The organism is Segatella paludivivens DSM 17968 = JCM 13650 (genome assembly GCF_000373185.1).
GTDB classification, from domain to species: domain Bacteria; phylum Bacteroidota; class Bacteroidia; order Bacteroidales; family Bacteroidaceae; genus Prevotella; species Prevotella paludivivens.
The window spans coordinates 1-23,122 of record NZ_KB890635.1; the positions used below are offsets into that span (position 1 = coordinate 1).

Annotated in this window: 15 protein-coding genes; 2 read left to right on the top strand and 13 right to left on the bottom strand. The window is 39.4% G+C overall.

What is annotated here, in order from left to right:
* The 6 genes from B045_RS15495 to B045_RS0104505 form a co-directional block, all read right to left on the bottom strand.
* Nucleotides 1–232 (bottom strand): hypothetical protein (locus B045_RS15495; protein WP_044067617.1); only part of this gene is annotated, 232 nt, incomplete at its 3' end.
* Nucleotides 233–499: 267 nt separating this feature from the next.
* The gene (gene bglX / locus B045_RS0104485; RefSeq protein ID WP_026234333.1) at nucleotides 500–2,776 is read right to left on the bottom strand and encodes a beta-glucosidase BglX; all 2,277 of its coding nucleotides are present in this window, start codon (nucleotides 2,774–2,776) and stop codon (nucleotides 500–502) included.
* Between the two features lie 7 nt (nucleotides 2,777–2,783).
* Nucleotides 2,784–4,154 carry a glucoamylase family protein gene (locus tag B045_RS0104490; RefSeq protein ID WP_018463075.1) on the bottom strand — a complete coding sequence of 457 codons (1,371 nt, stop codon included), beginning with the start codon at nucleotides 4,152–4,154 and terminating at the stop codon, nucleotides 2,784–2,786.
* 8 nt (nucleotides 4,155–4,162) lie between these two features.
* The gene (locus B045_RS0104495) at nucleotides 4,163–6,244 is read right to left on the bottom strand and encodes a family 43 glycosylhydrolase (RefSeq protein WP_044067620.1); all 2,082 of its coding nucleotides are present in this window, start codon (nucleotides 6,242–6,244) and stop codon (nucleotides 4,163–4,165) included.
* Between the two features lie 38 nt (nucleotides 6,245–6,282).
* On the bottom strand, nucleotides 6,283–7,773 hold the full coding sequence (locus tag B045_RS0104500; protein WP_018463077.1) for a RagB/SusD family nutrient uptake outer membrane protein: 1,491 nt from the start codon (nucleotides 7,771–7,773) through the stop codon (nucleotides 6,283–6,285).
* 18 nt (nucleotides 7,774–7,791) lie between these two features.
* A complete protein-coding gene (locus B045_RS0104505) occupies nucleotides 7,792–10,815 on the bottom strand; it encodes a SusC/RagA family TonB-linked outer membrane protein (RefSeq protein ID WP_018463078.1) in 3,024 nt (1,007 codons plus the stop codon).
* A gap of 253 nt (nucleotides 10,816–11,068) precedes the next feature.
* Here B045_RS0104505 and B045_RS0104510 point away from each other — a divergent pair, with 253 nt between their 5' ends.
* On the top strand, nucleotides 11,069–13,891 hold the full coding sequence (locus B045_RS0104510) for a helix-turn-helix and ligand-binding sensor domain-containing protein (RefSeq protein WP_025883980.1): 2,823 nt from the start codon (nucleotides 11,069–11,071) through the stop codon (nucleotides 13,889–13,891).
* 49 nt (nucleotides 13,892–13,940) lie between these two features.
* Here the strand turns inward: B045_RS0104510 and B045_RS0104515 are convergent, their stop codons facing one another.
* The 7 genes from B045_RS0104515 to B045_RS15765 all read right to left on the bottom strand — a co-directional run bounded on the left by B045_RS0104515 (nucleotide 13,941) and on the right by B045_RS15765 (nucleotide 18,808).
* Nucleotides 13,941–14,234: a hypothetical protein gene (locus B045_RS0104515; protein ID WP_018463080.1), complete on the bottom strand. Its 294-nt coding sequence runs from the start codon at nucleotides 14,232–14,234 to the stop codon at nucleotides 13,941–13,943.
* A 185-nt stretch (nucleotides 14,235–14,419) separates the two neighbouring features.
* Entirely contained in the window at nucleotides 14,420–14,794 is a 375-nt protein-coding gene (locus tag B045_RS0104520; protein ID WP_018463081.1) for a RidA family protein, read from the bottom strand.
* Between the two features lie 8 nt (nucleotides 14,795–14,802).
* Nucleotides 14,803–16,017 carry a threonine ammonia-lyase gene (ilvA, locus tag B045_RS0104525; RefSeq protein WP_018463082.1) on the bottom strand — a complete coding sequence of 405 codons (1,215 nt, stop codon included), beginning with the start codon at nucleotides 16,015–16,017 and terminating at the stop codon, nucleotides 14,803–14,805.
* Nucleotides 16,018–16,094: 77 nt separating this feature from the next.
* Nucleotides 16,095–16,835 (bottom strand): LytR/AlgR family response regulator transcription factor, encoded by a 741-nt coding sequence (locus tag B045_RS0104530; protein ID WP_018463083.1) that lies wholly within the window; start codon nucleotides 16,833–16,835, stop codon nucleotides 16,095–16,097.
* 28 nt (nucleotides 16,836–16,863) lie between these two features.
* Nucleotides 16,864–17,742 carry a sensor histidine kinase gene (locus B045_RS0104535; RefSeq protein WP_238312161.1) on the bottom strand — a complete coding sequence of 293 codons (879 nt, stop codon included), beginning with the start codon at nucleotides 17,740–17,742 and terminating at the stop codon, nucleotides 16,864–16,866.
* The gene (locus B045_RS15590) at nucleotides 17,687–17,914 is read right to left on the bottom strand and encodes a hypothetical protein (protein WP_018463085.1); all 228 of its coding nucleotides are present in this window, start codon (nucleotides 17,912–17,914) and stop codon (nucleotides 17,687–17,689) included. The genes B045_RS0104535 and B045_RS15590 overlap by 56 nt, the downstream gene beginning before the upstream one ends.
* 768 nt (nucleotides 17,915–18,682) lie before the next feature.
* Nucleotides 18,683–18,808 (bottom strand): hypothetical protein, encoded by a 126-nt coding sequence (locus B045_RS15765; protein WP_262502984.1) that lies wholly within the window; start codon nucleotides 18,806–18,808, stop codon nucleotides 18,683–18,685.
* 706 nt (nucleotides 18,809–19,514) lie between these two features.
* On the opposite strand from B045_RS15765, the gene B045_RS0104545 reads away from it, so the two are divergent.
* Complete coding sequence (locus tag B045_RS0104545; protein WP_044067621.1) at nucleotides 19,515–23,054, top strand: family 43 glycosylhydrolase; 3,540 nt, start codon at nucleotides 19,515–19,517, stop codon at nucleotides 23,052–23,054.
* Nucleotides 23,055–23,122: the final 68 nt, after the last annotated feature.

Sequence of the window (23,122 nt, forward strand, 5' to 3'; positions counted from 1 at the left end):
CAGAAATGGCTTGATTTTCCATTTCATGTCTTTCTGAAGACAAAGATACACTCTTTTCTTGAGATTTGCGAATACGATAAAGCCATGTTCGCACATTACGCGGATTAATGAAGTACTTGTCTGATATCGCTTTTATTGACAAATTACTTGTCGAAATCTCATGCAGAATTGCTTCTCGAACACTTGCTTCACAGCGTTCATAAGGACGCCTTTTTCTAATTATATTATCCATAGTTTACATTTTAGTGTAAACCTTTTCTGCTATAAGACAGTATATGCGGAAAAGTTTATTAAATATGATTTTTATAGCCTATTCAACAATCCCGAAAAAGATAGGAAAACATATCTGAAAGAGAAGGTTGATAGTCCGCCGGAACCCTTACTTTTTGATTGAGGGGACTTGTTCTGTAAAAAAATGAACCCGAAGCGCTATTTTAAAGAGCTTCGGGAACTATTCATATGCTATTCCTTATTTTATCGGACAGCAATAAATAACAAACTAATCTAATGTAAACCTTAAAGTCTTAATATCATCACTGCTACTACCTATCATAATATCAAAATCACCGGGTTCGAACTTGTAATCAAGATTCTGATTATAAAATTTCAGATCGTCGGGAGTTATCGTGAATGTAACGGTCTTGGTCTCTCCACGTTTAAGGGATATGCGCTGAAAGCCTTTCAACTCCTTTACAGGACGTGATACACTACCCACAAGATCGCGGATGTACATCTGAACTACTTCGTCAGCATTATAACTGCCGGTATTGCTAACATCTACCGATACCTTTATTTCTCCGTTTTCACTAAGATGGTCACTACTCAACTTGGGTTCACCATATGAGAATGTGGTATACGACAATCCGTAACCGAATGGATACAGGGGAGCATTGTCGATATCAAGATAATTGCTACGGAACTTGGTAAACCATTTACCTTCTTCAAGTGGGCGCCCTGTATTGAGATGACTATAATATATAGGTATCTGACCTACGCTCTTAGGCATGGTAACGGTAAGTTTTCCACTGGGCGACTTCGCCCCGAAGAGTACATCGCAGATGGCATCCCCAGCCTCGCTACCTCCAAACCAGACATTAAGTATGGCAGGGAAGTTCTGACTTTCCCATGTCATGACTGTTGCACGACCTGCAAAATTAAGAAGTACGATAGGTTTGCCGGTATTTTTGAGTGCGGTAAGAAGATCGTGTTGTGCATCTGGCATATCCAGATTGCTACGGCTGCTGCACTCTCCACTCATTTCTGACGATTCGCCCACTGCGGCTACTATAACATCGGCATCGGCTGCGACTTTTAATGCTTCATCAAGCATCTCCTTAGCAGAACGCTTATCGCGCATTTCACGACCAAACATAGTTGCGTTCTTCTCCATTACTGAATCGTACATCAGATTGGAGCCTTTAGCATATAAGATTTGGGCTTTATTGCCTACTGCATCTTTCATAGCCTGATATAGCGATTTGTACTTATCCGCACGGGCTGCTACACTCCACGTACCGGGCATGTTGGCACTGGTATTTGCCAATGGACCTATGAGGGCTATTCTGCCTGTTGGTTTAAGTGGAAGAAGATGGTCTTGATTCTTAAGCAAGACAAATGTTTCGGCTGCTATACGACGTGCCTCTGCACGATGTTCGGGAGTGTAGATTTCTTTGGCTGCACGTTTAGCATCACAGTACTTGTATGGGTTGTTGAACAGACCTAACTTGTATTTTGCCTCTAATATACGACGGCACGCCTGATCGATAGCCTGAATTGACACTTTACCCTCGTTTAATGATTTCTCAAGTGTACCAATAAAGCCATCGGATACCATATCCATATCGGTACCTGCATTCAAAGCCAGTGCTGATACTTGTTGCAAATTGCCCATACCATGAGCTATCATTTCAGATATGGCTGTAAAATCGGTTACTACAAAACCCTTAAAGCCCCACATGTTACGAAGTACATCTGTAAGAAGCCATTTGTTGCCTGTGGCCGGTATTCCGTCTACGACATTGAATGATGTCATCACGCTACCTGCGCCGGCATCTACAGCTGCTTTATAACCAGGCATGTAATCATTGAACATACGCCAATGACTCATATCCACGGTGTTGTATTCGCGACCGGCCTCTGCTCCTCCGTAGAGTGCAAAATGCTTTACGCACGACATAATGGTATTGTTGGCCTTGAGGTCGTTGCCCTGATAGCCCTGAACCATCGCTTTGGCAATCTGTGCATCAAGGTAGGGGTCTTCACCATTGCCTTCTGACATTCTGCCCCATCGTGGGTCACGGCTTATATCAAGCATAGGACTAAACGTCCAGCATATTCCGTCGGCGGATGCTTCGATGGCTGCTATGCGGGCACTCTCTTTGATGGCGTTCAGATCCCAGCTACATGATAATGACAATGGTATAGGGAACACGGTCTCATACCCATGAATGACATCCATACCAAAGATAAGCGGAATCTTAAGACGGCTCTGTTCTACAGCCAACTTCTGCACTTCTCGTATCTTTTGGGTTCCTTTAAGATTGAAGAGTCCGCCTACCTCTCCTCTTTTTATTTTGTCTGCCACGTTGCTGCTCTTTGCCTGACCGGTGACTATATCGCCGGTAACAGGCAGATTGAGTTGACCTATTTTCTCTCTCAGGGTCATCTTACTCATCAAACGGTCTATGAATGTATCCATCTTTGGATCGTCGGAGGCTGAACTAGCACAAAATGTAAATGCGGCGAATGCCATTACTAATATGTTTCTCTTATTCATCATATTATCAGTTATTTATTGTAAATCCTAATTTTTGCAGACCTGACTGTACTTCAGGACAACTCATAAACAGATGCCACAACAAACCTGTACGATAGTTCTCTATCATCGGAGCAATGGTGAGTTGGTCTATTGCCAGATAATGGGGCTCTGTCCAATTGGCTGTCTCGGAGAAGGCATCGTAAAATCCGTACTTTCCCCATATCCATGAGCCTTTATTCCAAAAGTATTTTAGAGCAGCCATAGATTGTTGTGGGGTATACGGGAATGATGATAGTGCTGCCGTCGGGGTAATTACGCCTAAATCGTTGCCGGGTGAGTGGGCTGAATATCCATCAATGGAATAGCTTGCGGTGAGCCCCCAGCAGTCTTTACCGTAGCCTTTGTATCCTTTAGGGTTGCGGACACAATATTCATAATCGCTCATGGCATGATTACGGGTAACATTCCAATAATTGGCATACTCGTCTGTAAGACCTTTAGGACATAGGCCAATATAAGAATACTGCGACCAGAAAAGGGGACCGCCAAGTTGTTCGGCGCCATTATGTTTCAACTCAAGCGGATAACCAAAGGGGGCTGCGCTGCTCTTGATGGCACCACTACGTGCCCAGCCTTCATGATAGCACTCGGCGGGGATAGAATGGGTAGGTGATGATGCTCCAAGGATATAGGCGATAAGGCATTCGTTATATCCCTGCAGGGGAAAATTCATATCCCATGCATAATCGGGTGACCAATGCCAGTATATGACGTTTTTGCCTCCATTGCGATACCAATCGTACTCCATACTACGCCACAAGGTATTTATCTTATCGGATAGTGCGCGTTCTGAACTATTGCCATCCTTGAAGTATTGACGTACACATAGCAGACTCTGCATCATAAATGAGCTTTCTACTAAATCGCCACCGTCGTCTTTTGTGCCGAACGGTTTTACTTTGCCAGTAGATCCATAAAGCCAATGAGGCCACATGCCATGAAATCTATCTGCAGTAGAAAGGTAATTTACGATTTTGGTCAAACGGGCTACACCGTCTGTACGACTGATAAAACCTCGGTCTATACCGACAAGAAGGCCTGCCACTCCAAAACCACTACCACCAAGGGTTACGACATCACGGTCGTTCTCGGGATAATTATTGTCTAGATGTATCCTCTCGTAAGCCATACCCGATGTGGGGTCAGCACCATCCCACATATAGTTGAGATGTACCTTTTCTATATAGTCTAACATCGCATCGTCACTTGCAAATGAGGTAGGTCTACTTGCTGTTTCGGGTGCCGGTTGCGCCGGGCTTTCATTAGTCTCGCCTGCCTTGCATGATATAAAGGTCATTGCAAGAAGTAACAAAACTGATAGTTTATTCTTTATCATATACAAAATCATTTTATAATAGTTTTAGATAATTCGGAACGCCCTGTTTCTCCCAAAGCCTCTATGGCAAAATAGTAGCGGCTGCCGCTATCCATGCCTCTGAAATCATAAGATGTACAGCCTAGCACGGTAATACTATTGTACAGTTTATCAGGTGCTACACCATAATAGATGTTATAGCCGTAAGCTCCTGCAGATGGTTTCCATGAGAGGTATGCGTTGCGTGTGTCTTTGGCTGAGCGGATAACGCGGAATTGTCTTACCGCTGAAGGTCTGTTATCGTCTGTATTTCCAAATATTCTTATCTCTGACAAGCAGAAATATCCTGACGAGGGCATATGTAGATTTTCCACTTTAATATACCTTGTACGTAATACTGACTTCAACTCTACATAATCGTGTGGGGCGTCTTTATCATTATCACTCTTGTCTACAACGAGTTGCCAGTCTGTGCCGTTATCACTTGACCAGATACGATACTGATAGTATAGGTCGTTAGCGCGATTGTTCTGTACGGTCTTGTAATCATAGAAATTGAGTTGTATTGCCTTAACATTCTTTACAGTACCCAGATCAAGTTGTGCCCATTCGCCCGGATTGCCAGTCTTGGCTGTCCAATATGTGCGCATGTCCTCGTCTGTAAGACTGGAAGCTACATAGATACTGTCGGAGGATGACACAGTTGCTTTCTTGCCATAAGAGAGAAGCATCCAACCAGTGAAACGGTGTGATGGATCTTTGATGTCTTTATCGGCATTCCAACATGGATAATCGCCGAAGGCAGTATTAGAATACATCACTCCATCTCTGTCAAAAGCCATAGGATAAAGGCCGATACGACGCTCAAACTTATACTTCAAAGAAAGCATACATGTAGCGACATGCCAATAATTGCCTTTCAAGTCGGCGAAAGTTCCACCGTGACCTGAACCTTGAACGAAACCACCGGGTTTGTAACACATCGGGTTATGCCGCTGATAAGTAAAAGGGCCCAAGGGGTTGTCACCTACATAAACGCCATCGGCATATATTTTAAATTCGGTACCAGGACCGCCATATTGAAGATAGTACTTGCCGTCATGTTTCGTCATATAGGCTCCTTCCATAAAGGGCTTTAAGGTGGTATCGTCGTCATTGTTCATACCAAATCTTTCCCAGCCATGATGCCTGGGATCGAGCATTACTACATCGTGAATCTTGCTTATAGGTAGAAAATTGTCACGACTCAATTCGACTGCCTTTATGGGATATTCGTTGCTGGAACCATAGTAAAGATACAATTTGCCGTCATCATCGAGAAAAAGACACGGATCCCATGATGGAAGTGTGCTGCATTCTACAGCCTGACGCCAACGTCCTGACCATGGATCGAGCGTATACCAGATAGGTAAGCCTCTATAAGTAGAGCCTGTATAGAAGAGTGTGTCACCTGATACATAAGCTGCGGGGGCGCACTGATCATCGTCCGTGGGAAAACGCTGAAAGGAGGCTGTACAGAAATCCCAATCGCTAAGATTACGTGAATAATGAAAGCCTGCCTGATTGGTCGAAAATAGCATATAGTGGCCTTTATAGGTAAGTGCCATCGGATCTGCTGAAGAGCGGAACGAACCTTGCGACTTAACATTATCATCGTACGACTCGTAGTTGTAACTAATGTTGAGTGGGTTACAATACGTGGTCGTGCCTGTATGATAAGGGTCGTACCAGGGTGTGGACTGAGCGCTGCGTCGGGGTAACGAAACGGATGTATCCTTTCGTTGCATCATCGTAATATCTATATTGCGATCGCTTCGTTTTCTGATGACATTAGCGAAATCCTTACCGGGATAATATACATAAAGATGTAAATCTGCGTCAGTTGCAGTAAGATGATATACACCATCGGTATTGGTATTGCAATGACTGGGACTGGCGAAGAACATGACTGTTGCACCCGAAAGGGGTTTACCATCTGTATCGGTAACTCGGCCTGTAATCTGATAAGTATCGTGTACAGGAATATAATAATTACTTACTTGTCCTTTTACTACTTTTATAGTATCTGAAAAATCATAGGAGTTAATGCTCCTTGCCGAAGCAGGAAGCATTAACAATATGAATAGTATGATATAGTTAGTTTTTGTCATTACTTATCTATTGGTTCTTTATTCAAATCAGGATTGTCTGAAAGTTGATCGAACGGAATAGGATAATATGTTTTGGCTTCGGTCCATCCATACTTGCCTAAAACGGAAGCTGCCTTTCCGGTACGGACTAAGTCGTTGTAACGTTCTCCCCACTCGCAGCATAGTTCCATGCGGCGCTCGTCAAGAATCTGGTCGACACTAACATTTGTTATAGCTGGCATCTTGGCACGAGTTCTTACAAGATTGAATGGTATATCACCATTCTTACTCTGACGAACTTTTGCTTCTGCATTCATCAGGAGTACATCGGCATAACGAAGTATACGGATATTATTATTTGAACCGTATTTGGTACGTCCTGAAGTTAACTCATTCTTTGGAGTATAAGCTTTACCGTTCCAACAGTCTGTCTGGGTAGGATTCTGTAGTGGACGGATGACGTCACCACTTGGAGTTGTTGTTCCTGCTTCTAGGAATGATGTGGTGTATCTAACTGTTTCGCCTCTATCCTTAGCCCAGTTGCGGAATGATTTGTACAGGCCGATAAATCCCCATCCTGAAATATCTCCATCATTGGCCGGACCTTGGAATACAAACCACTGATCGGCATCTACCATATCACCAGACCCTAAACCAAAATCTGTACACTGACACTCTAACAAACTTTCATCACACAGTTTTCCAGGTATCTTAAACAGCTCATAGAAGTCGGGATATAAATGGAATTTATTGCTATTGATGATGTCGTTGGTGAGATCTTCTACTTTAGCATAGTCGCCTTCGTTAAGATAGATCTTTGCGGCCAAAGCCTCTGCGGTATATGCGGTAGCTGCTCCGACATGCTCCATCTCGTTGGGACGAACTTTGGGACAGTTGTCTATCGCGTACTGCAAATCGCCAAGAATATAATTGTACACTGATTTCACCGTAGAACGGGTGAGGTCTGTCTGACTATTGCTACTAAGAATGGTTACAGGACCAAAGGCCTGTGTAAGACGCCAGTATGCATAGGCTCTAAGTATTCGAACCTCTCCTTGATACGATTTGTTTGTTGTAAGGACTGCACTATTTGTGGTATTTGCCGCGTAATTATTGAGTGATTCTAAAGCTGCATTGGCAACCTTAATCATACCATAATACTGATTCCACATCTCATTAAGTCCCCAGAAGGTATTATCATAATTGTACCCTGTAGGATCATCGGTTTTTCCTCCAAACTGATTCAGAATAGCCTGATCGTCTATACGTCCTGACCATACATCATCATCGCGGATGATAGAAAGCGGCCATATTACCCAGTGCATACCACCTGTACGGAGTTTTGCGTATACACCTGACACAGGCTGGTACATATTAGACACATCTGTGAAGTCTACGTTTTTTTCTGGCACGCTGTTTTCGGGATCTTTATCCAGATAACTACTGCATGAAGTAATAGCAAGCAATAATGTGCCAACAGCTATAACTGATATATATTTATTAATTTTCATTGTACTAAATTTTATGCGTTAGAATTGTATTTGAATACCAAATGTATAAGTTGCAGTTATAGGATAGACCTCTGTATCCCAACCTTGTGCATTACTTAGCTCAGGTGTGAATGAATTAGCTGAGAAGGTTGTGAACGGGCGGTCGGCTGTAGCACTGAGGCGTATGCTTGGAAGTGTGTAACTACCCATCTTTATATTTTTGAATGTATAACCTAACGTAACATTCTGGATGCGGAAATAATTTGCACTTTCTACGAAGAATGAGTTAACACGCTGATCGGATATATTCCAACTACGGATAAGTGCAGCGGCTGATGGATAACTATTGGTTGAGCCTTCGCCCGTCCAACGGTTCTTAAACTGGTCGTAATCAAAGTTGTAGTTGCTCTGAGCATAACGTAGAGCGCGCTTGCGATTATACATCTTAGCTCCTGACTGACCGTATGTACTTACTTCAAAATCAAGATTCTTCCATGAGAAGCCTGCATTGATGCCGTAAGTGAACTTAGGTATATAAGAGCCAAGTGCTTGACGGTCGTTGCCATCAACAATACCGTCGCCATTCTTATCTTCATACTTGAAGTCACCAGGCTGCAGACCATTCTTTACGGCTGTAGGATCGGCTGCACACTCGGCTGCTGTTTGATAAATGCCGATAACCTTATATCCATAGAATGAGTTCATCTCTTCACCTACTATATTTACTGTTTCGCCACCTTTGATTATACTTGGTCCACCAAGGTCTTTAACTCGGTTTTTAAGTACCGAAATATTAGTTCCAACATGATACTTGAAGTCATTGCCTACACGGTCTGACCATGTAGCAGACAAATCAAATCCTTCGTTTAAAATCTTACCATAATTGCCAGCAAGTGTTTGATTGCTGAAGGCTATCTTAGGAGAGATGACAGCATGTTTGGTCATGCGGTGGAAATAATCTGCATCTACATTTAACCTGCCTTGGAGGGTAGAGAAGTTAAGACCTGCGTTGATTTCATCTACAACTTCCCACTGTAGCCAACTGAAATATGATGTGTTCTGATATCCGGGCAGTGTAGTGTTACCAAATACGCCTGATGAACCGTTACCTGTTGCTATGCTTGCGAATCCATCACTTGCTGCAACGTGGTCGTTACCAAGACGTCCCCAGCTGGCACGTAACTTAAGATATTCTATTGCGCTCTGATTCTTCATAAACGGCTCTTCGGTTACGACCCATGATGCACCTACAGATGGGAAATAACCCCATTTGTCCTGATACTTAGATGAACCGTCGGCACGCATTGTGAACATGAGGTAATACTTTCCGGCATAATCGTAGTTCAAACGTGCGAAATACGACAGACCGCGATATGTTGATCCATTATCTGATAGAGTGATACCTGTTGAATTTCCCTGACTGAGATACTGGTATTCTTCTTTACCCTCAGGTACATTAACAGCTGTTCCACTTAAAAATCGATATTTCTCCTGTCGCATTGACATACCTAGCATGGCACCAAAGTTGTGCTGACCATAACTGTCGCGATAAGTCATGATATTATCCCATATATAGTTGTCATAGCTTGTGGTACTCTTAGTCAGACTAGTTGTTGTATTCTGCTGCCAGCTACTAACATAATATGTAGGTGTGAAAACCTTTCCGTTAATGCTCTGATAATTATAGTTTACACTCGTCTTTACGTTAAGTTTCTCAGGTATCAGATTAATCTGTGCATAAAGATTTGTAAGATATTGATGAGAATCGTTCTTTGAGTTAAAGTAATTAGCTGTAGCTACAGGATTGTAGAAATTGGAAGTAAAACCAACACTTGAAGGTGATGCATACTTGTTAGGGAATGCACTTGTGTTATTAGCATCGTATACAGGATAAATGCCCGGAGCATTAAAAGCCTGCTGCCATGCGCTGTTATTAGGCAATACCTGATTGGAAATGCTAACCACACTACTAAAGCCTACCTTCAACCATGATGTGGCATCATAATCAAGAGCAGCACGGAAGTTGAGACGTTTGTAATTGTTTTTTACATCCATAACTCCGTCTTGATAGAGGTAACTCATACCTAGAGAGTAAGTGGCTTTCTCGCTACCGCCTGTGATACCAAGGCTGTGATTGCTGATAATAGCTGTACGAAGCAATTCTTTATACCAGTCTGTATCACTGCCAAAAGCCCAATTGTGAAAATCTGAACCGGAATAGTTACCACCATATTTATCTATTGACGATTTTATGATTGGAGAATAAGCATCGTAGTTTGCCTCAAGAAGCATTGTTGCGTACTGCTGAGAATTTGCCATCTTAAGAACATTGGTCGCTTTCTGGAAACCTACATATCCATCATAGGTAATCTTTGCTGTCTGGTTCTTCTTTCCTTTTTTTGTGGTAACAATAACAACTCCGTTGGCTGCTCTTACACCATAAATAGCTGCAGCAGAGGCATCTTTTAATATTGACATTTCTTCAATATCCTCATTGTTGAGAAAATTGATATCGTCATAAAACATACCGTCTACTACATAAAGAGGTGAACTGTTGGCAAATGAACCAGCTCCGCGTATTCTGACAGTTGGTCCTGAACCAGGAGTACCACTGCTTATTACATTTACACCAGCTACCTTGCCTTGTATTGCAGTCATAGGTGACGTAGAAGGAACAGAACTAATATCTGCTGATTTGACTACTGTAATAGGTGATGTTAAATCTTTTGCTTTTGCAGATCCGTAACCAATGACAATAATGTCTTCAAGATTTTGCATATCGTCCTCTAATGTTACTTTCATATCCGACGATGCCTTAATCTTTTTAGTTTTCATTCCAACAAATGAAAAACTTACTGTCGCACCTGATGATACATCTTTAATAGTGAACTCACCATTCATATCTGTCACCGATCCGTGACTTGTACCATCAACCATTACTGTAGCTCCAACAATAGGCTGATTCACCTTGTCGACTACAGTTCCTTTTATTATATTGTTCTGAGCAAAACTCAGTTGAATAATAAAAAATGAGATGAGTAATAAATAAAACTTTTTTTTCATATCAATGTATTTAGGTTAATAATTGTTTCACGTTGCAAAAGAAGTAATATTATCCTTTAATAGCAAAAAATAAAATACGCTACGACTACGACGCCGTATAATGTCACTACTATTTTAGTACGTCATAATCTGTAACTAATTAATTATCAATAGATAACAAAAATAATATTTTTAGAAATATTTTTTTGTTGAATGATAATAAAAATGTATATTTGCAATTCATTAACTATTAGACCATGTTATGCATTTAAATTTGAAGAAATCTTATTTTGTAATCTTATTACTGATAATAATATCTGTCAATTCATACGCATCTGAACTAATGCCTATCGTTACAAACTTTGCACCATCCAAATATAATGGGGATTTGCAAAACTGGTCGTGCACGCAAGATGTATATGGAAGAATGTTCTTCGGTAATAATAAAGGACTACTCTCGTTTGACGGATACAACTGGACTCTAACTCCTATGCCGGGAAACGGTGTTGTAAGATCGGTAATGGCAGACGGAAATAGAATATACGCCGGGTCGTATACTGATTTCGGATATTTCGAACAAAACTTATATGGACAATATGTGTATACTTCGCTATGGCCGAAAAACTATAAGGCGCATAACGATGAGATATGGAACATCATAAAAACGCCAAACGGACATGTGTATTTCCAATCGTTCTGCTCTTGGTTCGACTATTACAGAGGTAAAATAACATCTCATTTCGATTCTAAGAATATGCCTCTTTACTTTTTCTCGCTAAATAAGGAGATATATGTACAAATGATTAATGGGGATTTCTACTTGCTTCGTAATAATAGGTTTGTACATCTTCTGGAAAGGAAATCTTATGGGGATGATAATGTAGTAGCTGTATTACCATATAGCAATAATAGAATATTACTTTTAACAGACCATAACGGTATATTTCTTTTCTCGAAAGGTAAACTGACAAAATGGAGAACAAAGATTGATAATGACCTGATGAAATACCAAGTAAACAGAGGGGTAATGTTAGGACAATCCACAATCATAATAGGAACTATATCAAACGGAATATATGCCATAGATAATAATGGACGCAGTAAATGGCATTATAATATAGAAAACCGACTATATGATAATACAGTATTACGACTATTCATTGACAGGGAAAACAATATATGGGCGGCTCTGGATATAGGTATATCACTTATACATACGGGAATCCCTCTTACATTATTACGTACTGACAATTTCAACCAACCTATTGGAATGGTTTATGGAATGAGCATTGTCAACAATAATGCATATATCGGAACTAATCTTTCTGTTTGGAGGTATGATATAGCAAGAGGAATAATAAATCAGGTAAAAAAAACTGATGGACAAAACTGGTATGTAGCGAGATTCGGCAAAGAAATATTTGCAGGAAATAACTTGGGTACCAGGTTAATAAATGGTAACGAGAGTGTTAAGTTGCCGGGGACTATAAATGGAAGCACTAGTATAAGAGAATACTCTTATTACGGACAAACAGCTCTCATAGAATCGTCATACAGTTTATTCAGAGTATACAGAAAAGCTGGTGATAAATGGATATTCTCAAATTCCTTAACAGGGTTTTCTATGCCTATAAGTGAATTTGAAATTGACAATAGCGGCGTGATATGGGCTGCACAAATGAGCAAAGGACTTTTTAAGATAGAATTGTCTAAAGATCTAAAGAGAATCGTTCACTGGCACTACTATAAATCTATGCCAGGGACTGTATATTCGGGTAAGATGCATGTACTGAATATTAGAGGTCGTGTAATATTCTCTGATGGATATAAACTTTATACATATGATGATATACAAAAGCGTATAATCGAATATCATGAACTAGATAATATCTGTAAAAAAGGTGTTATCTCGGCAATAAATATCGATAATAACACATTCTGGATTGCTGATGAAAACGGATACTCGAAGGTTCACTTCAATGGACACAGATATTGTACTGAGGTGTTCATACCAAGTGCCATATTCGGTCTGGAATGTAATACTAGCAGTAATCCTATCTACGTTAATGGTAATGATGCGTTCTTTTTCATGAACAATGGAATAGGTTGTTACAGAAGCAACTCCGGATACAGCAAGAACACTAAATACATACTTAAAATAACAAAGGTTGGTAATTATGATTCGGACAATAAATTGCATCTGTTATCTTGTAATGATGAAGTGGAGGGCATATCAACAAACGACAATATTTCGATTGCTCTATCCTACCCAAATTATAATAATGAAAAGTATATATTCAAATATAAATTGGAAGGATCGGGAACGAATATAAACTCACAGTCGGAATCACCAAATGTGGTTTACAACAGTTTAAATTATGGTGATTACAAGTTTACAGCTACTGTTTGTTCTGTATCGGGTAAGGTATTGGGACAAACGGTATATAGGTTCAGTCATAACAGACCTTTATTATTATCTTGGGTTGCTTTTATATTCTATGCTATATTACTATACATTATCATTCACATATACATTAACTGGCGTTCGAACAAACTGATACGTATAAATCAAGAAAAAGCCAATGATGAACTTATGCGCAAGAGTCTAAAAGTATTGGAGCAGGAACAAATTATAGCTCAACAGCAAAAGTTGTTGCTTGAAAACGAGATAGAGGTGAAAGGGAAAGAAATGGCCAGTCTGGCCCTGGCTAATGTAGCAAGGAAGAACTCTGTGGAAGCTATAAAGGATGCATTACGTGAAAAGGAACGAACGGGTTCATTAAGTAGAAGAGACATAGATAAAATGCTTTGTATGATAGACAACAATGATACTGATCAGTTCTGGTCTGTATTCCAAAATAATTTTGATCTTATACATAAGAATTTCTTCCGTAATCTGCACAAAAAATATCCAAATCTAACTCCGTCTGACTTAAGGTTTTGTGCTCTTCTACGTCTGAATCTCAACACGAAGGATATTGCCAGATTCACTAATCTTACAATACGTGGTGTAGAAGGTGCAAGGTATCGTCTACGCAAAAAAATGGATATTGCGGCAGACAAGTCCCTAACAGATTTCCTAATTGAATTTGAGTAATTAGTGGCATTAAAAAAACTTTTTCTGGTGGGAGGGAGTTAAAACGCTATCAAGTCCAGAACTCATTTTGCTGGGAATCGGTCATAGTTGCGCCACATTGTGGACACGTTTTCCCGTCCCAATTATATATTTTGTCGCTTCCGCAATTTAGGCACAGGCGTCCAGCCTCTGATTGGAATGATGGAGCAGCATCTCCTATTGCACCTCCTACAACAAGAGGTTGCAGTGTATGACAGTCTGGACAAGACATGGTGACAATATGCTGTCCCATAAAGCCTACACCTTCGTAAATGTCAGCTTCATATCCGCACTTAATGCATTTGTATTTCTTCTTAATAGCCATTTGTTATAATTAATATGCTGATGCAGACGTAATTATTAACATACAAATATTATTCTGTCTAAGAATATAATTAAGATGTTGCACGTAGCTAATCTAATTATATAATCGGCATTTGAAGAGTTTCTTTATCTTGATGAAAAGAAAATAAAGAAGCTCTGGAACATATATTCCAGAGCTTTTTGTATTTATTTTGCAGCCAAGACTTCAACTTCTACTAGCGCACCTTTTGGCAAAGCTTTAACCGCAACGGCAGAGCGAGCAGGATAAGGCTCATTGAAGAATTGAGCGTAGATCTCGTTCATAGCAGCGAAGTCACCCATATCTGCCATGTAGACTGTTGTTTTTACAACATGGCTCAAATCAGTTCCGGCTTCTTTTAGAATGTTACCTGCATTCGTCAAGGCCTGCTTTGTCTGTTCCTTTATACCACCTTCAACGAAGTCGCCTGTTGCTGGATCTATAGGAATCTGACCTGAAGCGAAGACAAAACCGTTTACCTCGATAGCCTGGCTATAAGGACCTATAGCTGCAGGCGCATTGTTTGTGTGAATAGCTTTCATAATTAATATTATACTTTTAGATTTGAATTATTCGTTATTGTTATTCCCTTTTCCTCAAGAGCCTTACGAATCTCATCAATATGCTCCTGGTTCTTTGTCTCCATAGTAACTCGTAGTATACATGCATTAACCTTATTACGGTTTCCTGTTCTGTCATGATGTACACTTGTAATGTTTGCACCCTTGTTAGCTATAACCATACAAACATCAACAAGTTTGCCTGGCTGGTCGTCAAGTTGCATATCAAGAGTACACAGACGACCGCTTTTTGCAAGTCCTCTGTTGATAACCCTATTGAGAATTGTAACGTCGATGTTTCCTCCACTCACAACACACACGGTCTTCTTACCTTTAACAGGAACTTTATTAAACATGACTGCGGCAACACTTGCGGCACCTGCACCCTCAGCAACCATCTTCTCTGATTCAATGAGTTTTAGTATGGCTGCGCATATCTCGTCTTCGCTGACAGTAACAATTTCATCAACATATTTTGAACAAGTTTCAAAAGTAAGTTTGCCTGGTTCTTTTACGGCAATACCATCAGCAACGGTAGATACAGATGAGAGACATTCTCTTTTTTTGTCGCAGAGACTTTTCTGCATGCTTGGTGCACCTTCTGCCTGAACACCATAAACCTTAATCTTTGGGTTGAGGCTCTTTATGGCAAATGCCACTCCAGAGATAAGTCCTCCACCACCAACAGGAACAACAACTGCATCAAGGCTAGGTAACTGTTCCATGAGTTCAAGTCCGATAGTACCCTGACCGGCGATTACATTCTCATCATCAAAAGGGTGTACGAAAGTATAACCTTTTTCGTCGTGTAGCTGCAGTGCCTTTTGATATGCGTCATCATAAACTCCTGGTACAAGACAAACGTCTGCACCTAGCCGTCGTGTAGCTTCTACCTTACTTATTGGAGCTCCTTCTGGCAGGCAGATTAGGCTTTTTACTCCCATAGCTGTAGCACCTAGTGCCACACCCTGCGCATGGTTTCCGGCAGAACAGGCAACAACACCCTTCGCCTTTTCCTCTTCAGACAGCTGTGAAATCTTGTAATAAGCTCCACGAATTTTAAACGAGCCTGTCTTTTGCAGGCATTCCGGTTTAAGATAAACATCTACATCCGGGTTGATCTTTTTGGTATGCACTAATTCTGTCTTGCGGATTACATTGCTCAAGACATAGCGTGCTTTATAAAAATTGTCTAACTGCAGCATCTTTTCATCGTTTTATGTTAGCAATACTCATTGCAAAGTTACAATGATTTTTTTGTATATCGCTAAAACGAATCAGTTTATTTTCCCAAAAAACGTGTGTTTAAATAATTATTAAAAGTATCCCTATATAAATCACCTATTGGCAGATACGCATCTTTGTCAATAATGACACGATTCTTGTTTACTTCAACAATTTTATCTAGGTTTATAATATATGAACGATGAATGCGCATAAAGTTTGGAGGCAGGCGTTCTTCAAGCTTTTTCATACTTAGCAAAACGATGAGTGGCTTAGGCTGAGAGATTAGATGTATCTTCATATATTCACTCATGCCCTCAACATATAATATGTCGGCGATGTCAACTTTGACGATTCTGTGCTCAGTCTTAAAGAATAGGGTAGAGGCATCTTCTGATCCCTCAGATACACTTTGAGCTGAAGACGAATCGCTGTCGTTAATCTGTTCATAAACGCGCTTAACTTTATTTGCGGCACGTTGGAACTCGTCTAGTCCAAATGGTTTAAGCAGATAGTCAACTGCGTCAACCTTATATCCTTCTACGGCATACTCACTGTAAGCTGTCGTGAAGACTATTATTGGAGGAGATGCAAGACTCTTCACGAAGTCCATACCATTGATGTCTGGCATGTTGATGTCACAGAATATAGCATCTACAACTTCGTTCTCCATTATCTGTTTCGCCTCAATCGCTCCCTGGCATTGACCTACAATAGATAGAAACGGAATCTTGCTGATGTATGTAACGAGTTGCTGCAATGCAAGTGGCTCGTCATCAATAGCTATACATTTAATCATATATTTTGAGTTGTTCGTTTATATACTGTTATGCGATAGGCAAGTCCAACTTTACATTGTATGTATCGGTGTAGTCATCAATATCCAATGTAAATTTGTCGCCATAGATGAGCTCCAGTCTTCGTTTTACGTTGGCTAGTCCTACGCCACCTTGTTTAGGTAGTCCTGTTTCTTCTTTCTCGGCATTGTCTTCTGGCTTTTTGCTATTGCTGCAAATAAAGTATAGGCGTTTGTCGATGAAACTTATGTTGATAATTATAAAACTCTCTTGTTTATAACTTACACCATGTTTGAAAGCATTTTCTATGAATGTGATCAGCATCAATGGAGGTATTCCGCTGTCGTTTATTGGATCCTGTATGTTAAGTGAAATTTTTACCTTGTCGGTGTATCTGAGTTTCATCAACGTGATATAGTTTTTGATAAACTGTATCTCACGCACGATAGGGATAAGCGGTTTATTACCTTCATACAGTATGTAGCGCATCATCTTCGACAGTTCAACAATAGTAGTCTTTGCTTTCTCTGGATCTATGTCTACAAGTGCATGTATATTGTTAAGCGTGTTCATAAAGAAATGCGGGTTTATCTGGTATTTCAGGTATTCCAGTTGCTGCTGAAGGTTTTGCTTCTCCAGTTGCTGCATCTCTTTAGAGTCTTGGTCATTCTTGAAATACAGTTTAACACCAAGGTTCATACCGATGATTAATACCAGTATTACTGATGACACTATATTTTTTTCTCCAATAAACATAGGCATATCCGGATGTCTGTCTTTCATATCCGGTCCCATGTTCATTCCTTCAGGTCTGTTATCAGCTCTGTCAAATACATGTGGTGGTTTTTCTACCTTATATCCATGCATCTGCAAGTCTCTTGTCATGAATTCCATTCTGTGCATTTCCATCTTCTTTCTGAAATTTCTTGGTCTCAGTGAGTATTGGAAGATGACAAAAATCGTGATGAGGCATATTGTGGTGAGGAAATAAATTAGTTTCTTTTTCTTGTATATCAACAAAGGTGCCAATATGAAATTGTGTATAAGGAATATTATAAGGTATGCCGCGTATAAATTCCATACATGGAAAATTTCCGACCAGTCCATTGCCATGGTTGAACTATTCTGTACCCGCATATACATACTTAATGCGGGCGCGATAAATAATATCAACCATAAAGCTAGATATATTAGATTTTCCTTGTAAGTGGATAACTTCATTTTCATTTTTTTATAACGTAATGTTTATCTAAAAATTGTATGATATGCTTTTTATCAATAGTTTACAACTCCCATAACTCCTAAGCTGTTGCAGATGTTCCGTGCTATAGAGTGTTGCGTGGGTAATAAGTTTAATAGCAATATCAAATATTGCCAATAAGTTTATACGCTGTTTCATAATTATTTTGGTTTAAATAGACTTTCTGCAAATATAAACACATATTATATTCTTTTAAAAATTAATCAGCCAACACCGCATTTTTTTCAGCAAACGGGAATACAAAAAAAGAGGTGCATCACTTATTATAGTGATGCACCTCAGATGTTGAATTATATAACTACTTAATAGTCTGTGTTTTGTGAGATAAAGTTTGTTATTCCTTATGTCTTGTATCACCAGTGCCCTGTGCACTGAGATATGATACTTGAGTACCCCAAGAGTTTATGCCCCTGAATGATGTGCCACTTTCCAAAGCATCATCTGTTAAATATCTGTGACGGTCTGGAAAGTTACGGTTGGCATACGCATAGCCTATGCTCCAGTCAAGTGCATCGCTGCTAATAGTATGCTTACCCGTAAACCGACCGTTAATATGTTGCTCACTATGACGGAACTGTTTTTGGCAAGTTACACCATTACCACCTCTGTATTCTTACGCTCTACCGCTGTAATGGTAACTTCGCCCAGTTGTTGTTCGTCTTCTTTCAAAGCCACACTTGTTGTGTTATCAAGCTCATTTGAAGAAGATTGCACGCCGTCAATATTTTAGTCTAATACGATATCTTCTTTATAAAAAGATTGTATGCTACCGTTCCTCTTTTAAATCTTTAGTTTGTCTTTCTTAGACATTGCAAAGATAGGTGGGAAATGTTTCAATAGCATTGCCTTGAAGTTATGAAATCCTTACATTGTGATTACATGCACGAAATGAATAATACAAATGTGTTAAGCGTGTGCTTATATATAATATAAGGTGAAAAGTTATGGCAGAAGCCTAAAATAGACGAAACAAATCTCAAAATCGCATGTGATATTTATCCTTCTAATTTTGTGTGCGATTACAATGTTAAAATCAAAAAATAATGAAGAATTTAGTTGGAACGTATTTCTTTATTTCATATATTTGAAGCGTAATCAAATAGGAACCAATCCGTTAGAGGATGGTCAACCTAATTTCTTTTAGTCATACAATATGACTATCTGATTTTATAATCAGAACAAGAACAATGGGGCGGGGAATGATAAAATTTTCTCCGCCTTTCTTTGTGCCTATAATTGTAGTAAAGATTAGATTTTAGATTATTATATTCATAAAAACTTAATTTGTTACACCACGAAAAGTATATGTAATATGCCATTAATAGTATTATAATTTATTATGTTACTTTTGTAAAATCAAGATGCAGCATGTCGAATTAAAATAATGTATGGCTGCATAAATAATAATCTATTATTTGTTATGAGAAATAAATCCTTAAAGACTATATTGTATATAATCTTGTTATTCTCTTCAATAACAGCCTCTGCTTGGGATGGAATGGCTATGCCACAACTGCATGTAGAAGGCAGGTATTTCAAGGACTCTAATGGAAACATAGTAAACTTACATGGCTTTGCACAGACTTATAGTCCGTGGTTTAATGAGCGTGGTACCAAATGGGATAACTATGATGTCAATAGCTGTCTAAGTTATAATCAAGGCTTGATAGACAAAATTATGGCAGCCGGCTGGAAGATGAACTTTATGCGTTTGCATATGGATCCTTATTGGTCTAATACTCCTGGTGTAAGAACAAAGGGCGAGAATGATATTTCGGCTTTTGATTACGATCGTTTCAAGACATATTTTCAAAGTGTTTTCGTGCCAATGGCTAAATATGCAATCAGTCATGGACTTTATGTTATTATGCGTCCACCTGGTGTATGCCCAGATTCTATAGCTGTGGGCGATGCATATCAAAAGTATCTTATCAAGGTTTGGAATTATGTTTCCGCCGACTCATATATCAAGAATAATCCAAATATCATGTTTGAACTAGCCAATGAACCTGTACGTATCTGGTCTGATGGTAAGCAGGCTGGTTTCAAGGAGTTGAACGAATATTTCCAAACCATAACGGATACGATTCGTGCTAATTGTAATAATATTGTTTTGGTGCCAGGATTGAGCTATCAAGCAAACTATGAAGGTTTTGCGGACTATCCGATAAAGGGCGAAAATGTAGGTTATGCTGTGCATTGTTATCCAGGATGGTATAATAGTGGATCAGAAAATACACCTGACGTAAACTATCAATTGTTTAATGATGGTTGGAACAAACAGATAAAACCAATATCAGACTTGGCGCCTATAGTTGTTACAGAGATGGACTGGGCACCAGAAAAGTATAATTCCTCATTTGGTAAAGGTGTTACAGGAACTGCTGGTGGAACAGGCTTTGGAGCAAACTTTAAGAAGATAACTGACGATTGTGGAAATGTAAGTTGGCTGATATTCACAACTCCTGATCTTCTAGCACAGTTCAAGGATGAACAGGGAAGTGGCGATACTTTCCTAACTGATAATGAAGCATGTCCTTGGCCGGCTTATCATTGGTATCAGGATTATGCAAATAAACAATACCCACATGCCGATTTCACATTTAAATCATGTTCTGATAATGGAGATGGAACATTCACAAACCCTGTGATTCAGGCTGATTTTCCAGACCCAGATGTTCAGAAGGTTGGTGATACATATTACATGGTGACCACCACAATGCATAATTTTCCGGGTTGTACCCTGCTTAAATCAAAAGATTTAGTGAATTGGGAATATTGCTGTAATCCTCTTGAAAAGATGTCGGCTAATGCAGAATACAATCTTGAAGATGGTAAAAATATTTATTCCAAAGGTGCATGGGCTAACAGTTTGATGTACAAGAATGGTAAATTCTATATACTTTTCAATGCTTTTGGCAATGGTGATGATGCTGGTGGTTATCTTTTGTCGGCTACAGATGCAGAGGGTCCTTGGACAATGACACGTCTTTCACGTGGATATTATGATTCAGGACTTATGACAGATGATGACGGTAAGACTTACGTGGTATGTGGAAACGGAAACCTAAAGGTTATTCAGTTGGATGATAACTTCGCTCCTGTGAATGAAGCTGATGTAGACGGAGGTTTTGATGGACTTGAAGGAAGCCATTTCTTCAAGAAAGATGGGTATTATTATATATATTCTACTTGTTGTGCATGGCCTGCAACACAGTGGTGTTTCCGGGCAACAAACGTTTTTGGACCTTATGAGAAGAAGGAAGTCTTTAACAGTGACGATATTCATCAGGGAGCGATGATACAGACTCAAAGCGGTGAATGGTGGACAATGCTAATGAGAGATTGTGGTGCTTTCGGCAGAATGCCTTATCTGCTGCCTGTGACTTGGAATGCTAATTGGCCAGTTATAGGTAATAATGGTGTAGATGCAGGAACATACACTAAGCCGAATGTTGGTGTGAACTATGATAGAAAGTATATGCCGACAAATGATAATTTCAAAAATTATCTGTTGGGTAGCCAATGGCAATGGAATCATAATCAAGACAAGTCTAAATGGTCTTTGCTTGAGAATCCAGGTCGATTGCGTCTTTACACAGCATCTGTAACCGATTCTTTACAGAAGTCGCGCAATATGCTTACACAGCGCATCTTCGGATATAGGGACAATACTAAACCTTCTTATGGCACTATAAGAATGAACATAAGCAAGATGAACGACGGGGATATGGCTGGACTTGCTGTATTTCAGAATCCGTATGCTTATATAGCAATAAACAAGCAGGGCAGTATTCTTAATCTTGTGCAGAGTAATACGGCAGATAAAAAGGTTTATTCAAATGCGATAGCATGTGATTCTGTGATATACTTACGTGCCGTTGCCGATATCGCTACATCCAAAGCTACATTTTATTATAGTCTTGATAATGTTACATATACTAAGTTTGGACAAGACTTGGATATGAAGTATAATTTATCTGTATTTGTAGGAAATCGTTTCGGTATATTCAACTACGCTACAAAGGAACTTGGTGGAAGTGTAGACGTGGACTGGTTTTCAACAGAGAAGGACTTTTCTGAAGATACTTTCTATGATAAGTCTTCGGTGGCATATTCCGAAAACTATCTTACCGTAGCTTCTATATCGGCAGACAAGCCTTCTTATTCGTTGCTTACAAATTCAGCGAAATCGTTTATCCTTACTGCTACATATAAAGACGGGCATACAGAAGATATAACTTCGAGTGCTAATTATAAGATTTCAAACGATAAGGTTGTCGGTGTCAAGAATGGGAGACTAACATCTTATAGTGAAGGAAATGCTGTGGTGACAGCAAGTTACAATGATGTACTTGGTAATACTGTTTCTACAGATATTAATATATCTGTAAGTGCATTTCCTCTCACGGCTGCCGGTATTAATCCTTCTATTTATGAAAGTGGTACGTTTGATGAATCTACACATACATTGGTTACTGGACAATATGGTTTTGGAGGTTGGGAATATGCCAATGGAGCAAACTTCTCAGGTTATAAGTACATTGTAATAGAATTGAATAAAGCACAAAGTAATGGTGCATCTTTTCGACTTTTTGATGAAAATAGTTATTGGAGCAAACCTTCTATGACGGATATCGGCAACAGCACGACGGTAAAAATAGAACTAGCAAAGTTACAGAAAAATGGAACTACAACTTCGTTAGACTTATCACATATCTATATAGCAGGGTTCTGGTCTTATGGTGGCGGTGATATCTCTATAAAGAATATATTTTTCAGCAACGACGGAGAGACTCCTGTTACAGGTATTCATGAAATCGAAGAAACTGATAAGTCTGTTGATGTGTATAACCTTTCTGGCATGCTTCTTTATTCAAAGTTAACGAAGGGGGATGTTTTGAAAAAACTATCTAAAGGAGTATACATAATTGAGGGCAAATGTGTTGTTATAAAATAATGTTTAATATAAATAGTAATAAATAAAATTTTGAAAAACCATTTATTTTGTATAAATTTGCATACAAT